The following is a 14,356-nucleotide window of genomic DNA, read 5'->3' on the forward strand; positions in this document are numbered from 1 at the left end:
ATGTGGAAATATATGTTAGATTGGATTAAGGAGGGAAGAAAATGAGTAAAACGTTACATCTATTTAATATAATTGCAGGAATAATTATTTTATCTTCAATGATAATAACACTTGTATCTGGAAGCAACAATCTACCATATGCCATTATATTGATATATGTCCTATGTTATTGGTTGCAAAAGGTTAATTATAAGGGGATAACCAAGTTTATTGGGTTAATAGTTAACATTTTACTTCTTATCTGGTCTTTATTCCCTTTGTTAGATTTTATTTTTCCTTTTGCACCATAGGAATGTAGGTATAAACAATGTTATTCCACTACCATGTAAGAACCTAATTTTCTTACAATTTCTGTGGCGAAGCGCTCTTAATGGTTAGCTAACCGGTAGCATTAGTCCAAGAAGGATTAATGCTTTTTTTGTTGAAGTTATTAAACTAAAGGGGCAGGTTAGTTGAATAAGAATACTAATATGTTATGCTAAAATGATTAGTAAGGTTAGATGGTAATACGGTAGGTTAAGTAATTAACCTACCGAACAATTAATTTGCAGGACCTAAGTTAACCTGTTTAAGAGATAGAGGGTATAAGGGGTAACAAGTAAAACTGCTGTATAAAGACCAGGAGTATATACCTTTAAAATGATTGTTTGTATGATATGTACAAGATTATGTAAGAGAACGAAACTTAAAAAAGATATAAATAATACTCCTATCCAATTACTATAAATAAATTGAACTTTTAAAAAGACAACACTTGAAGCTACTAGAAAAATGAATACATCTCTTTTAGCAAATGAATTCGAATTAATATTCCAAAACTTCCAAATTAATAGTTTTATCTTATTATTTGTATTTTTAACTAAATGATTTGTTTTCAGAGACCAGTTTTCAACAGTTATTATCTCTTCAAAATCATGAAGCATAAAAACTATAACAAAAAGCCACAGTGCGTTGTGTAATTCAATGTGAAACATTCAATGTAAACCTCCTCGTTTGTAAATAAAATATAGAATAGTTCTATATTAGCATTAATTGTAAAAAAATATTAAAGTTTTCGATGAAGTTTATAGAGCAATTTTATAGAGTCCAAATAAATATACACTCATGGAGAAGGTGATTATTTTCAACTTTATCTGCTTATATTCATGTTCAACTGCCAATACCCTGCGGCTTTTCTTATGGTACTAATGGGGCAGCATAGTGCAACAAGACATTGTAACATGGACATTAAAATTCTGAATAATAAATGAATAACTAAATGCATAAATTCAACTAATGTAAGAGGAGTCCATATGAAAATATTTAACACAACTAAAGAAGATATAGAATTAGTAGAAGTAGCAAGAAAGAAGATAACAATGCTTTATGAAGACGATAAACATCATGTGGGAGCTGCCATTCGTACGAAAACAGGGGAGATTATTTCGGCAGTACACATTGAAGCGTATATTGGACGAGTGACGGTTTGTGCGGAAGCTATTGCAATCGGTAGTGCTATATCAAATGGACAAAAGGATTTTGATACAATCGTTGCAGTCAGACATCCCTATTCTGATGAAGTAGATAGACGTATAAAGGTAGTAAGTCCTTGTGGTATGTGTAGGGAGTTGATTTCTGACTATGCACCAGAATGTTTTGTCCTTCTAGAAATAAACGGCGAGTTAATTAAAACTGCAATTAGTGAACTCATCCCACTTAAGTATTCCCGAAATTAAAAGGTATTTTTTAGAGATTAAGTTTCGAGTTAAATAAAATGGGGTTATAGTAATGCTTTGCATCTTCAGGAACTATGGAAGCATTCCTTGCTTATGGAAGAAACGGGGCAGTTTAGCTAAAGAAGGATTATTTGTTCAGATGTCCAATATTAGAAAGGGATTTTACTTTTATTGGAACTGTAGTAAGGGAGAAATTTATGAGTTATAAAATTGTTTTTTTCGATGTTGATGGGACTATTACAAATCACAAAGATGGCAGTATTCCTATATCCACAATTGAAGCTATTAAAACTTTGAAAAGTAGAGGGCTAAAAGTAGTGGTGGCAACAGGAAGACCTTTATCTATGTGTAAGGAATTACAGGAATTAGGTATAGAAACATTTATTACAGCAAATGGGGGATACGTAAAGCACATTCAAGAAGTTATACATAAAGTAACAATTGATAAAAATATTATCCAAGAAGTTATGGAATTTGCCAAATTAGAGAATAATGGTTTGTCATTCTATACAGAAAAATTCAGGATGAATGGTGTAAAAGAGAAGGAAATCTCAACTGCACTGAGGGAAACCTTGTCTCTGAATGAATATCCTGAATTCTATGACTCAATTCATAAAGAAGAAGTATTTTTATTGTGTTTGTATACAAATGATGAAGTTGTTGAGAAGTATAGACTAAAGTTTCCTCATCTAACTTTCAAAAGATGGCATCCTTATGTGTTAAATGTTTTACAGGAGGATGTTTCCAAGTCTTTAGCTATAATTAGAACATTAGATTTCTTTGGTATAGATAAATCGGAAGCTATTGCATTTGGAGACGGCGAAAATGATATTGATATGTTGGAATTAGTTGGCTTAGGTATAGCAATGGGGAATGGAAATGAAAAATTGAAAAATGTTGCAGATTTTGTTACCAAACCATCAAGTGAAGATGGAATATACTATGCATTAAAAAAGTATGGAATTATTTAAATTAATACCTGGTTCGGACAGCGATTGTTCAATTAAGAAATCGCTGTATTTCGTGTTGAATAAGCGAGACAAAAATAAAGTTTGTGAATAAATACACTTAAGCTATAGGGGGCGTTAGTTGAATAAGAATCAAACAACTTTATTATCAAATTCGAAGATAAGAATATTTATATTGATACAAAATTAATCAACTTGAAAAAATCCTTACTACAGTAAATCGTAGTAAGGTTCTTGTTTTTTATTTCAAAATTAAACGTCTTTATTATCTCTATACAGTATTTGTCCACACAGTATTTGTCCACTATTCCTGCACGATTAGAAAAAGGAAGGTTCCCCTCATATGGTGACCTTCCCTCTTCTTATTTATTAGTATTTCTAATCAATAGTTAAATTTCTTCCGTTATAAACATTAGCTTTAGGAAACGCTTCTAACAAAATCGCTACTACCATCTAGCTAATGTCAGTTGCACCAACTTAGAAAACGCTTAATTTTTTATTCTGGACAATATTGATTAAACAGCCGTAATGACAACTTGCTTTTCACTTACTGTCCTTTCCTTTATCGTATCGATTTGTTTATAATCTGCACTGTTTGTAATAATAACAGGAGTAATCAGATTGTATCCTTCTTCTCTCATTTTTTCCATATCAAATTCTAATAACAAGTCACCAGCACTCACTTTATCTCCTTGCTTTACATGTGCTGTGAAGTATTTACCCTCCAGCTGGACTGTATCCATTCCAATATGAATTAAGATTTCTGCTCCATTGTCAGATGTAATTCCGATGGCATGCTTTGTTTTGAAAAGAGTCGTAACAATACCGTTTACTGGAGATACAGCCCGCCCTGCTGAAGGGATAATGCCAACGCCTTTCCCCATTGATTCGGAAGCAAAAACTTGATCAGGAATTTCTTTCAGAGAGATTAGTTCACCAGAAATCGGGCTAACTATTTCTTCATTTCTTACTCCTTTCATTAATTCTTTCCCTTCACTAACCACTTCTTTTACTTGTTTATTAATACCACCAAACAATAATGTAAGAACGAATGATAATACAAATGCAACACCAATCGCAATCATCGCACCCCAAAAGGATGAATCCACACCATTTTCCGGGTTGATCAATGTAGGAATTTTGAAAATTCCTAGTGGACCTGGAGAATATGATTTTGCATTCATGACCGCAATGATTGCCCCACCTATACCTGCGCCTATGCAACTGATAATAAACGGCTTTTTAAGTGGTAGTGTCACCCCATAAATTGCTGGTTCTGTTACACCAAAGATACCAGAAATAAAGGCTGGAACACTTAATGATTTTACCTTTTTATTTTTAGTAAGAAGCATAACAGCTAAGACGGCACCAATTTGCGCGAACGATGCTGCAAATGCCATTATCAAGAAATTATCATAGCCTAATACGGGGTAGTTATTGTAACCGATTGGAGCAAATCCCCAGTGAAGACCAAAGATAACAAATACTTGCCAAAAACCACCCATGACCAAACCTGCAATAGCTGGAACAGTTTCATAAATCCATAAAGTTCCTTGACCAAGAAGATTTGATGCCCATGTTGATACAGGTCCAATAATTAAGAATGTTAGTGGGACAATCAATAACAAGGTGAATAGTGGAACAAAAAAGCTTTTTACCACCGCTGGCATGACCTTTGCTAACCATTTTTCTACTTTTGCCGCAAAATATGTTGCTAAGATAATCGGAATAACACTAGATGTATAAGTCATTAGAACAACGGGAATTCCTAAAAATTCGATTTGAATTGGTGATTCAAATAGTGTTCCTTGAAAAACTGTCATAATTGGATCAAGCGCTTTGATATCCACAAGAGTTGGGTGTACCAAAGCTGTAGCGATAGCCATCCCTAACATAGGTGTTCCGCCAAACTTTTTCATTGCCGTATAACCTAAGAAGATTGGCAAAAATACGAAGAAACCATCGCCTATCGCATTTAATAAGGCATAGATTCCATAGGTAGACTCCACTGCCCCTGTCTGAGCATTTACTGGTACATTACTGATCCAGCCAAATGCCACGAATAATGCATTAAAACCTTTGATAATACCTGTTGCAGCTAGCAAACCTAAAACTGGGGAGAAAATATTTGAGATAATATCAATAAAGCGATTGAACAAGCTTTGTTTTTCTTGGTTTTCATCCTCTGAATCTACTGGGGCTGATGATGAAAATCCGCCTGCTGCCACAACATCTTTGTAGACATCTGGCACATGATTTCCAATTACCACTTGGTATTGTCCACCGCTTTTGATAACGGTTACAATTTCATCCATGTCTTTTAATACCTCTGTGTTTGCCTTACTTTCATCTTTCAACTTAAAACGTAAACGTGTAATACAATGGGTTACGCTCTTTACATTCTCTTTCCCGCCGACATTTTGTATTATGTCTTTTGCTAGTTGTTCATATTTCATGATGGTGACACCTCCAACATGTATTATTTAGCAAAATTTTCAGATCGTGTCGAATCATGAAAAACAAAAAAACCTAAATCTCTTACAATATAAGACATGAGCCTCATATTATAAGTGACTTAGGTTTTGCCTGCTTTACCAGTAACAACCCTATTACGGTCAGATATTTTGCTGTTGCCTTCAATATAATATAAATCCACTAAAATGTAAACCCTTTCTTTTTTGATAAATGTAAATTTTGAACAATTTAACGCTGACACACTCTTTCAATATGAATCGTTAAGTAAAGCAGTTCTTCATTGGTTGGTGCATAATGATACTTTTTTTTAAGATAATCATTAATTTTTACCGAACAGGAAAAGGCTTTGGGATGTTTTTCTTTTACGATATTAAATAAATCATCATCATCATCATTATCCATATAAGTGCGAGTGAGCATTCGTTGGGCAAAAAACTTTAGGTGCGTGATAAAACGAAAATAATTTAACGACTCCTCATCAAAGTCTATCTTAAAATGATATTTTACAATCGTTAAAAGTTCCTGAATGACTTTGGTAATAGACATAATATTGGTGATATCATCATTCAACTCTGCGTTCAGAATATGAAGAGCTATAAAACCAGCTTCATCCTCAGGAAGCTCAATCCCAAGCCTTTCCTTTATCATCTTAATAGCCTCCACCCCAATAGCAAACTCATCTTTATATAATTTCTTCGTTTCCCACATGAGAGCATTTTTAATTTCATAGCCATCCTTTTTTCGTTGGATCGCAAAATTAATATGGTCGGTCAAAGCAACATAAATAATATCATTTAATTTCTTATGATATACCGTTTTCGCATATAGGATGATCTCTTCACATACTTCCATTACTTCAATCGGAACTTCACGAAGCAGGGTTTTAAATTTTTCCGACACTTCTTTGCTGTCTAGCGTATAGATTTTTTCAATTTTTTTCTTATTGACCAAATCTCCAGGTTTTACTTGAAAACCAATTCCTCTTCCCATTATCATTAATTCTTTGTTCTGATTATTGATGACACTAATAATATTGTTATTGAAAACTTTAATTACTTTCAAATTTGCACCACCTTTCTAATTTCTGCTATTTTTTCGTTATTATTTCTATAATAAGGAACAAAGAAATGGAGTGTCAACAAGAATCAAAGCGCAAAATATGCAGGAAGGGAATATCCAATCAAGAATTAAATTAAACGAGCTTTCCCTTTCCAGAAAAAAATCCAGATACCGTATTGGCAGCTGGATTTAAAAAACTGTAATTTCCCTTTAAAAGTGTAGCATACAAACATTTTTAATCCCTTTGGCATAAGGTTCTGGGGTTATCCTATTATGCAATTGTTTTGCTTCTTCGGTGGCATTATTCAATAAATAGCCATGTTCAACAGCTTTAAGCATCTCGATATCATTCCCGCTATCCCCGAACGCAAATGTGTTTGCCACGGAAATCTTAAACTGTTTCATTATGAAATCGGCTACTGCACGTTTCCCTGTATTTAGCGGAATAAAGTCTACATCAAAGGCATTTGCAGGATCCCCTGCTCATGGATTGCATCGGTTAATATTAATTGCTTTCTTACTCATTCACTCAAAATATCGTAAACAGGGGAATTTGGTTTCAAGTCAAAGTCATGCTTTAAGGGATTCTTATATTTTGGATCAATATACATGGATTGCTTATCACTGTTGGAGGCTTCTTTAAAATCTATAAAATCTGTATATTCTTCTTCTTTCCAGATCCATCTTCCCTGTTTGTTCTCTCCTTTATGATAAATATTTTTCACTAGTCGATTATCTACATTTTTTTGAAATTCATTAACGATAAATAACTGTGAAGAACTACTTGTCATAATATTTTGTTGGATGGTATTCTTTTTCGTATCATATTGCAAAAGCAGCTGTCCCCCCTCTAACCCCTTTGTATCATTTTGATAGAGAATATTTTTTGCAATAATAGTGTTGGTAGTACCGCCACGCTCTTCGTCATATCCCCCAATAGATATACCGGTATAAACATTTTCATAAACTATGTTGTGGGTAATCTCAATATTATCTGCATACTTCTTTCGATGCTCAGATGTTGCCTCAATCCCAAGGTCATTAAGATAAATCGTATTAGATTTCACTTTTATATTTTTGCCGCCATCTACATATATCCCCGCTGCACTATAATCATCTCCATAAGCGGGATTACCAAATGAAGAATTATTATATACTATATTATTTCTGATCATTCCATTACGGGTGAAGTCATCCTTTTTTCCCGTGCCTTCGTATCCAATTAGATCAATGCCAATATTATCATTATTACGAACTGTATTCCCTTCAATGATAAATCCGTCTATATTACCATTTAAGACAAGTGCTTCACTTGCTCCAAGCTTTAAATCTTGGACCACATTATTGCGAATGACAATATTCTTAATTCCCTCTGTTCCATAAACTGCTATTCCATGTGCATTCCCATCCTCGTTCATGGTGCTGATTTTTCTTACTACATTGTTCTCTATCACAATATGACTGCTTGACCCTGCTATATATATTCCCATGACTGTTTCATCAGCAAGACTAGTAGATAAGTCTTCCATTATTAATCCTTTAATAGAAACATAATTTTTATTCTGAATCGTTATGAGAGATGTCTCCTCTTCTTTTTCTTCCATCTCCACACCGCTAATTATTACTTCCTCTTGGTCATAGGCTTGAAAGACAATCGGAAGTTCTTTTTTTCCACTATGTTTAACCGTGAGCGGTTCTTTGTAAATACCCTCACGTATATAAACAGTTGTTCCTGCTACCGCTTTATCTGTCGCCTTTTTTAATGTTTGAAAGGGATGTTCCTTACTTCCATCATTTCGATCATTTCCTGTTGGAGAAACATAAATGGATTGGTTTCCAGTTCCCTGCCCTTGTTTTATTTTTGATTCTATCCTTTTATGCTCCGTTTGCCCTGTCATATGCATAAAACCATATATTAATATCATGGCAAAAACAACAATAGCTAATAGGATAACTACTCCCTTTTTCAAATTTGTTCCCCCCCTAAGTTCTTTTATTTTTAGATGGTTTTGATAAATGAAATAGATGCCATCTGATTTTTCAATTCATTTCCTTAATGCTTATGACCGTATCTTAGCAGTCACAATTCTATCACAAAAATCTATACGATCCATAAAATATGCTGTCTCTGCTTTCCAATTTACACATACTGCAGGTCCGTGCCTGCCGCAAATGCTACATTCGATAAAAATTAACAAAAAAAATCCTTATTACTTTCAAGAGGACACCTTCTAACTTAAAAATTGGATCGTTTGGAATTATTGAATAAGCCAAATTGGAGAGCCAGAACATAAAATAGAAGATTGATTGATTTATTGGTTGATCTGGAGGGATTCGTTTTCTGGGTGTTTCAGGTATAAGAGAGAACATAGAACAGGCGAGAAAAACTCATACAATTAATAACAAAAGTAACTATAACTAATGCTTTAACTTTGTTATAGAAAATAATGCCGAATGGATATTGTAGGAACTCTCTATTATCCCATTAAGAGCGGAAGAAACAATGTTGATAATATTTGAAACTATGCTTATAGAGGATAAGAATCTAGATACTGGAAACTTATTTTTCCACCCCTTTAAAAATGTTCTTTTTGGTGGATGTAAGTCACTAAGAAGTTATATTGAAGCAGAAATTCTAATCGATCATTTCAATAAAATGAAATTCAACAGCTACATTAGGGAAATAATCTCCGGTAAAGTTATTTCGTTAAAACACGTCCCTTAATCACATACTAAAAAATGAATTATTGGATGGAGATTTTTTAGGATGAACGAAATACACTTTTTACGTAAATTTAATAGGTTAAGTATAAATATATTATAAAGATCCAATTGACTTACAAAGAAAAAAAGAACCATAAAAATGGTCCTTTTTCCTTGTCCTCACTTGCGCTTGCTTCATTCCTATTGATAATGCCTTAATTGCTTATAACAAAATCTCATTAGGCGGTATGTTTCTCTATCTTTATATCTATTTATCTCCAATTTCCTCGCCATTAATTGACAAAAGGGAAGCGGCAGAACCGTCCCTCTGAATCTGTTATATTGTCACAGGCTCTAATTTCATTATTGCGCCAAAATATTGGGAAGCGGTAGTAAAGGTGATAAATGCAATAAGCTCACTGATTTCCGCTTCTGAAAGATACTCTTTCAATATATTAAATTGGGCATCTGAAATATCCCCTTTTTGCTTCAAAAAGGCTTCTGCAAACCCTACTGCAATCGACGTTTTTTCATCGAACAGGTGGGGTTCAGGTTTTCCCTTTGCCTTGCAATATTCACACCCATTGCTTTGTGCTAAGGTTCTTCTTACTTGTTCTTTTAGATGGGATGATAGATTCAAATCTTTTTCCAACACATCTCCTAATTGATTCCATCCATTTAAGACATCTACATTATATCCTAAGAGTCTTTGAAAAGGTGTTTCACCGTTTTTTGATTCATTAATTCTTGCCATCCTTACTACCTCCTTGTAGAATTAATTTTACTGGAGAATATAAAAGATTCCCATTAAAAATGGTATATTTTCCTTCTAAACACTTTATAAAATTAATGAAAATGGAGGTTTTTTATTAAAAATGAAAATAGATTTAATTGATAAGAAAATAATCGATGAATTAAACCAAAGTAGTCGATTATCGATGAGTGAACTTGGAAGAAGAATTAATTTATTTTCTCCGTCTGTAACAGAACGCGACAACTCACTTTTCACTTACTGTCCTTTCCCTTGTCGTATCGATTTGTTTAACATCAGCACTGTTTGTAATAATAACAGGAGTAATCAGATTGTATCCTTCTTCTCTAATTTTTTCCCTATCAAATTCTAATAACAAGTCACCAGCACTCACTTTACCTCCTTGTTTTACATGTGCTATGAAGTATTTACCTTCTAGCTGGACTGTATCCATTCCAATATGAATTAAGATTTCTGCCCCATTGTCAGATGTACTTCCAATGGCATGCTTTGTTTTGAAAAGAGTCGTAACAATACCTTTACTGGAGATACAGCCCGCACAGTTGAAGGGATATTGCCAACGGAGGACAGAGCCTGTTTTTTTACTCTTAATATATTTCATGGACGCTTTTTATAAAAAATTTGGTCATTTTCTGTTTGTGTTGTTAAACAATCGCGCCATTAATGGAGTAAAATACTCACCTACACTTGGTCCATCATATAGAGTATTGTGTCTCTTATTTTTTCTGAGGATCCTTTTTCTAATAACGTCATATATGCCTCATAGCTGTCACTCGCATAGTAGCCTTCTGGTACTATATATCCTATATAGTCGTTAGTGTTACCAGCTATGAATACTGGTACTCCATTGTAGTTATTAGTTATTTCTGTTCCAGTTTCATTAAATATTTCTCCAGGTATTGATACAAATAAGATCTCACCCAACTTTAATACTTGTATTTCGGTAGAAATGGTTAACGAATTTTCTAACGCTCCTGATTTCTTGATTAATGCAGAAACACCTTCAATCTCTGATTCTATCTTTCTTAAATAGGCACAGTTGTTTCCAGCTGTTACTCTTTGGATTTTATGTTTTTGTTTAAGTTCGTGCAATTTATGCTGCAGTTGCGCAGAATCTTCTATGTTGCGAAGGCCCAATTCTACTTTCTCTATTTTAGAAGTTATGGTATCAACCTTGATTTGTTTTTTGTGAGTTAATAATTCCAGTACCGCTACTGATAATATTGTTCCTACCCTTCTTACTTCATAAAAACTTGCCTCTTTTCTTGTAAAACGGGTACTAATATCACCTGACGGACCATTTATAAATAATGCAATTTCTACATTATTTTCATTTTCTAAATTAGAGCTAGTTACTCCAGGGAAATCAGCACTAATTAGAAGGTTGTCTCTATTCATTATCGTTGGATGGCATGCAAAGTGATACACTATAACCTTTTTGTTCGTACTGCAATATTCAAATTCTATTACTTTTAAAATGGAGGAATATTCTATTTCAGATGATATCCTATTAGCAGCAATGCCGCTGGCTTCCCCCTCACAAATACTAACTTTACATTCTTCTAAATTTTCCAATGCTAGTTTAACAGCCTCAACAATTTTTTTATGTTGTTCATTTACCAGTATTCTATCGTATGGCATCCATAAATCAGGAAATGCTCTCCAGATGGGAGATGTTTCCTGAATAGTCCCCCCTGGACCAGAATGAGTATGCGTAGCGTGAAGAAAGATACATTCTTTTGAAACATTTGTTTGGTCTGAAATTTTTTTGCGAAGTTCGACTGTATAGTTTTGATCTATACAAATCAAATCTAAGCTAACTAGAATTATAAAAGTCTGTTGAGATCTGATTGCAACAATTCGTGCATAAATTGGATCATGAATTCCCTTAGATTGTCTTGTAGCCATATAACCTGCTAAAAGCTTACTTTCAGTAGGTGTGATATCAACTTTAGCTGATCCACAATAAATATTCATTTGATCACCTTATCCATTATAAAATACCAATCTATTTACCCAATACACAAAAAATAATCATTCCCATTAAAATTTTGATTGCACTAAAACCTTTCTTAATTAATAGGAAACTAATAACTTTAATAGCTAGGGGAAGTAAAGCTAGATAAAATCCAATCAAAGATTTCCTGGAACTTTATTTCTGCACCTCCCACTTTTAGTACGTAAGGAGTGGCTAATTGTACAAGTTGCGGGATTAAACCACCAATAACTACAATCCCTAACATCGTTGCCATTGCAATATATCTTTGAACAATTCCTGACTTTTCAGTTTCAACTAAAAAGTTTACGCCCTTTTCATATCCTATTTTAATACCGTACGATTTAAGTGGAATATTAACTACGCTAAATAGAATAAGAGCAAGAATTGGCTTTCATCTTTAGCAAAGGCAGCTCCTATAGAGCATTTCTATGACCGGTTTCATAGTAAATGCAAATACTAACGCTTGCATTCGTTCGTAATTCCATGAAACCTGAAATAATTGCAATCTCCAGAAAATACTTCTAAGTATTTTTTATCAATTTTAGTTTCAGCATTTTTTGCACTTCGAGGTCCCATAATCATTTCTACCGAAGATAAAAGACCTTTTGAAAGTCCACCATGGCTAACTAAAATTAATCCAAAAGAGATCAATATCGTATCCTCCCCACTCGGTTTAAAACATATAATTGTAAAAATTGAAAAGTACTGCATATAGACAGTATTATTACCATCTGAGCTCCTTGTAAGATTTTAACTGGATCCTAGCTTTTTGAATGGCAGTTATTGTTAAGGGATCAGTTAATATATCTAATTCCTTTATTCTTTGTATGTTATAAGAACTGTGATTTAAAAGTTGTTGATCAACAAAACCAGGATGACACATCATTTCTAAAGGGGTCACACTTGCACGCTCAAAAATATCCAATAAAGTTTCATAAGAAGCATTATCATCATGGAATTTAGAACAAAACTCTAGAGTGTTTATCGCTGGATCTTCCTTATTTAATTGACGTATTGGCAGCCGGTACTCTTCAGCCAAAACTTTTACAATCGAAGAAACTGGCTCTGTACCGTGTAAATTATGATGAGTATCTATGTGAGTAGGATTCAATCCAAGAGTGTAAAAATCGTTAATTTGCGCCCTAAGTTCTTTTTCTATCTCCATTACATTTGCCTTGTTTAAAACTTCTTTCTTGCTATGGAAATATCCCTTTTGATTGACTAGTGATGGAACATTTTGATGAATAGGTTTACCTGCCGTTAGGTTGAGGTGAACTCCAACACCCAAAGAAGGATATTTTTTTGCTAGGCTCGAGGCATGTTTCGCTGCCGGCATGTTCACCATAAGCGTTGTTGATGTAACAATTCCACTTACATGTGCATCAATAATTCCGTAATTTACTCCTTTTGAAAGACCAAAGTCATCAGCATTTACTATTAAATATGGCATGATGAGTTTCTCTCCGCACTAGAAGGGAAATTTTTGGCTAAATGCCATGCTCCCCATAAACCGCTCTGTCCGCTAAGTGCAGCCAATTTAAGATCCATATGACCCCTGTGAATTTTGAACAAGCGTTGATTCATTTCACTTTCTATTAATGGAATTAATAGTTTTGACTGATTATTCATAATTCCGCCTCCTAAAATTATCGCGTCAGGGTTGAAAATCTGTATTATATTTGCCAAACCAATCCCTAAATATCGGCAAGTTTGTTGGATGATAGAAAAACAGGCTTGATCTCCCAACCTAACGGCCTCAAAAACCATTTCAGCAGTAACCGAATTCTTACCAGCAAGTTCTAATAGTACTTGAGATTGCTCTTGAATCAATAATTGCTCCCCTTTTTTTGCAATAGATGTTCCAGAAGCCAAAGCTTCTAGACAACCAAAATTCCCACAGGAGCATGGTGGTCCGTCTGGTGATACCGTCATATGACCGATTTCGCCCGCAAGATCTTGTTTTCCATAATATAGTTTTTCATCTATAATGATTGCACCTCCAATACCTGTACTGACTGTCAAATATATTTGATTCTTATAGCCTCTTCCTGCTCCATAAATCGCTTCTGCAATACCAGCAGCGTTAGCATCATCATCTATGATTATTGGAATATCATTGAGCCTTTTTCTTAGTTCTTCCACAATCTTAAAATTGGACCACTTTAAATTTCCCGTGAAATGAATAACTCCATTTTGTCGATTTAACGGCCCTGGAACACTTATACCGACCGAGATTAACCTTCCATATTTATGGTCCGTTTCAGCTATTAATGAATCGAATTCTTTCATAAGAATATCTATCAGCATTTGTGGTGATTCTATAGTTTTAGACATCAACTGACGTGTGCCAATAATTTTTTCATTAGTGGCTATTCCAATTAGAGTTTTAGTTCCTCCAATATCCACTAATCCATACAAACCACTCATTTTATCACCTTTTCTACATTTTTTCTGAACCATCTGAACTAATAATTTTGCTAACATCCTGTACAAGGTTTTGCGTTTTTCTTTTTAGGACTAATCCTAAAATAAAACCAACTAAGATATAGACCAAAACTAGTATCAATACCAAATTATATGGCCAGGCCGGAAACGGAAAAATGGAGCCATAGATCGACAATACATAACAAGAGCACAAATCTTTTGATGTTAATACCAATTTTAA

General features: G+C 34.0%; 16 protein-coding genes and 1 pseudogene. 4 read left to right on the forward strand and 13 right to left on the reverse strand.

The genetic code is table 11. The features are described 5' to 3' along the window. Positions 1 to 41 precede the first annotated feature (41 nt). Positions 42 to 290: a hypothetical protein gene (locus NiCM35_RS16355; protein WP_123260425.1), complete on the forward strand. Its 249-nt coding sequence runs from the start codon at positions 42 to 44 to the stop codon at positions 288 to 290. A 264-nt stretch (positions 291 to 554) separates the two neighbouring features. On the opposite strand, the gene NiCM35_RS16360 is transcribed toward NiCM35_RS16355, so the two are convergent. Beyond that, positions 555 to 974, reverse strand: coding sequence for an HXXEE domain-containing protein (locus NiCM35_RS16360; protein WP_433780117.1), 420 nt, complete (start codon positions 972 to 974; stop codon positions 555 to 557). Between the two features lie 318 nt (positions 975 to 1,292). Between NiCM35_RS16360 and NiCM35_RS16365 the strand changes: the two genes are divergently transcribed. Beyond that, the gene (locus NiCM35_RS16365; RefSeq protein ID WP_433780118.1) at positions 1,293 to 1,715 is read left to right on the forward strand and encodes a cytidine deaminase; all 423 of its coding nucleotides are present in this window, start codon (positions 1,293 to 1,295) and stop codon (positions 1,713 to 1,715) included. A 197-nt stretch (positions 1,716 to 1,912) separates the two neighbouring features. Then, positions 1,913 to 2,686 carry a Cof-type HAD-IIB family hydrolase gene (locus tag NiCM35_RS16370; protein ID WP_433780120.1) on the forward strand — a complete coding sequence of 258 codons (774 nt, stop codon included), beginning with the start codon at positions 1,913 to 1,915 and terminating at the stop codon, positions 2,684 to 2,686. 512 nt (positions 2,687 to 3,198) lie between these two features. Here NiCM35_RS16370 and NiCM35_RS16375 read toward each other — a convergent pair. The 5 genes from NiCM35_RS16375 to NiCM35_RS16395 form a co-directional block, all read right to left on the reverse strand. Beyond that, entirely contained in the window at positions 3,199 to 5,139 is a 1,941-nt protein-coding gene (locus NiCM35_RS16375) for a beta-glucoside-specific PTS transporter subunit IIABC (RefSeq protein ID WP_433780121.1), read from the reverse strand. A 247-nt stretch (positions 5,140 to 5,386) separates the two neighbouring features. Then, positions 5,387 to 6,220 (reverse strand): BglG family transcription antiterminator LicT, encoded by an 834-nt coding sequence (licT, locus tag NiCM35_RS16380; protein WP_433780123.1) that lies wholly within the window; start codon positions 6,218 to 6,220, stop codon positions 5,387 to 5,389. Positions 6,221 to 6,427: 207 nt separating this feature from the next. Then, a complete protein-coding gene (locus tag NiCM35_RS16385) occupies positions 6,428 to 6,664 on the reverse strand; it encodes an HAD hydrolase family protein (RefSeq protein ID WP_433780243.1) in 237 nt (78 codons plus the stop codon). A gap of 74 nt (positions 6,665 to 6,738) precedes the next feature. Then, a complete protein-coding gene (locus tag NiCM35_RS16390) occupies positions 6,739 to 8,187 on the reverse strand; it encodes a right-handed parallel beta-helix repeat-containing protein (protein WP_433780124.1) in 1,449 nt (482 codons plus the stop codon). 1,070 nt (positions 8,188 to 9,257) lie between these two features. Beyond that, on the reverse strand, positions 9,258 to 9,674 hold the full coding sequence (locus NiCM35_RS16395; protein WP_123258386.1) for a carboxymuconolactone decarboxylase family protein: 417 nt from the start codon (positions 9,672 to 9,674) through the stop codon (positions 9,258 to 9,260). Between the two features lie 121 nt (positions 9,675 to 9,795). Here NiCM35_RS16395 and NiCM35_RS16400 point away from each other — a divergent pair. Beyond that, a pseudogene (locus NiCM35_RS16400) lies at positions 9,796 to 9,912 on the forward strand (AsnC family transcriptional regulator); the annotation flags it as partial. 6 nt (positions 9,913 to 9,918) lie between these two features. Here the strand turns inward: NiCM35_RS16400 and NiCM35_RS16405 are convergent. From NiCM35_RS16405 to NiCM35_RS16435, 7 genes are all read right to left on the reverse strand, one after another. Further along, positions 9,919 to 10,293 carry a PTS sugar transporter subunit IIA gene (locus NiCM35_RS16405; protein ID WP_123260408.1) on the reverse strand — a complete coding sequence of 125 codons (375 nt, stop codon included), beginning with the start codon at positions 10,291 to 10,293 and terminating at the stop codon, positions 9,919 to 9,921. Positions 10,294 to 10,373: 80 nt separating this feature from the next. Next, positions 10,374 to 11,669: a neutral/alkaline non-lysosomal ceramidase N-terminal domain-containing protein gene (locus NiCM35_RS16410; RefSeq protein WP_433780127.1), complete on the reverse strand. Its 1,296-nt coding sequence runs from the start codon at positions 11,667 to 11,669 to the stop codon at positions 10,374 to 10,376. Positions 11,670 to 11,788: 119 nt separating this feature from the next. Further along, entirely contained in the window at positions 11,789 to 12,076 is a 288-nt protein-coding gene (locus tag NiCM35_RS16415) for a PTS system mannose/fructose/sorbose family transporter subunit IID (protein ID WP_433780245.1), read from the reverse strand. 12 nt (positions 12,077 to 12,088) lie between these two features. Further along, the gene (locus NiCM35_RS16420) at positions 12,089 to 12,196 is read right to left on the reverse strand and encodes a PTS system mannose/fructose/sorbose family transporter subunit IID (RefSeq protein WP_433780129.1); all 108 of its coding nucleotides are present in this window, start codon (positions 12,194 to 12,196) and stop codon (positions 12,089 to 12,091) included. Further along, on the reverse strand, positions 12,148 to 12,342 hold the full coding sequence (locus NiCM35_RS16425; protein ID WP_433780251.1) for a hypothetical protein: 195 nt from the start codon (positions 12,340 to 12,342) through the stop codon (positions 12,148 to 12,150). Before NiCM35_RS16425 ends, NiCM35_RS16420 begins: the two co-directional genes overlap by 49 nt. Positions 12,343 to 12,415: 73 nt before the next feature. Further along, on the reverse strand, positions 12,416 to 13,141 hold the full coding sequence (gene chbG, locus NiCM35_RS16430; RefSeq protein WP_341123325.1) for a chitin disaccharide deacetylase: 726 nt from the start codon (positions 13,139 to 13,141) through the stop codon (positions 12,416 to 12,418). Next, positions 13,129 to 14,118: an ROK family protein gene (locus NiCM35_RS16435; protein WP_433780131.1), complete on the reverse strand. Its 990-nt coding sequence runs from the start codon at positions 14,116 to 14,118 to the stop codon at positions 13,129 to 13,131. The genes chbG and NiCM35_RS16435 overlap by 13 nt, the downstream gene beginning before the upstream one ends. Positions 14,119 to 14,356: the final 238 nt, after the last annotated feature.

It is taken from the genome of Niallia sp. M35 (genome assembly GCF_050971705.1).
Classification (GTDB): domain Bacteria; phylum Bacillota; class Bacilli; order Bacillales; family Cytobacillaceae; genus Niallia; species Niallia circulans_A.

Bases quoted from the DNA above. Each gene is read 5' to 3' on its own strand.
- NiCM35_RS16360 (WP_433780117.1), bottom strand. From the start codon at position 974: ATGTTTCACATTGAATTACACAACGCACTGTGGCTTTTTGTTATAGTT.
- NiCM35_RS16405 (WP_123260408.1), bottom strand. From the start codon at position 10,293: ATGAAATATATTAAGAGTAAAAAAACAGGCTCTGTCCTCCGTTGGCAA.
- chbG (WP_341123325.1), bottom strand. From the start codon at position 13,141: ATGCCATATTTAATAGTAAATGCTGATGACTTTGGTCTTTCAAAAGGA.
- NiCM35_RS16375 (WP_433780121.1), bottom strand. From the start codon at position 5,139: ATGAAATATGAACAACTAGCAAAAGACATAATACAAAATGTCGGCGGG.
- NiCM35_RS16435 (WP_433780131.1), bottom strand. From the start codon at position 14,118: ATGAGTGGTTTGTATGGATTAGTGGATATTGGAGGAACTAAAACTCTA.
- NiCM35_RS16410 (WP_433780127.1), bottom strand. From the start codon at position 11,669: ATGAATATTTATTGTGGATCAGCTAAAGTTGATATCACACCTACTGAA.
- NiCM35_RS16395 (WP_123258386.1), bottom strand. From the start codon at position 9,674: ATGGCAAGAATTAATGAATCAAAAAACGGTGAAACACCTTTTCAAAGA.
- NiCM35_RS16365 (WP_433780118.1), top strand. From the start codon at position 1,293: ATGAAAATATTTAACACAACTAAAGAAGATATAGAATTAGTAGAAGTA.
- NiCM35_RS16370 (WP_433780120.1), top strand. From the start codon at position 1,913: ATGAGTTATAAAATTGTTTTTTTCGATGTTGATGGGACTATTACAAAT.
- NiCM35_RS16355 (WP_123260425.1), top strand. From the start codon at position 42: ATGAGTAAAACGTTACATCTATTTAATATAATTGCAGGAATAATTATT.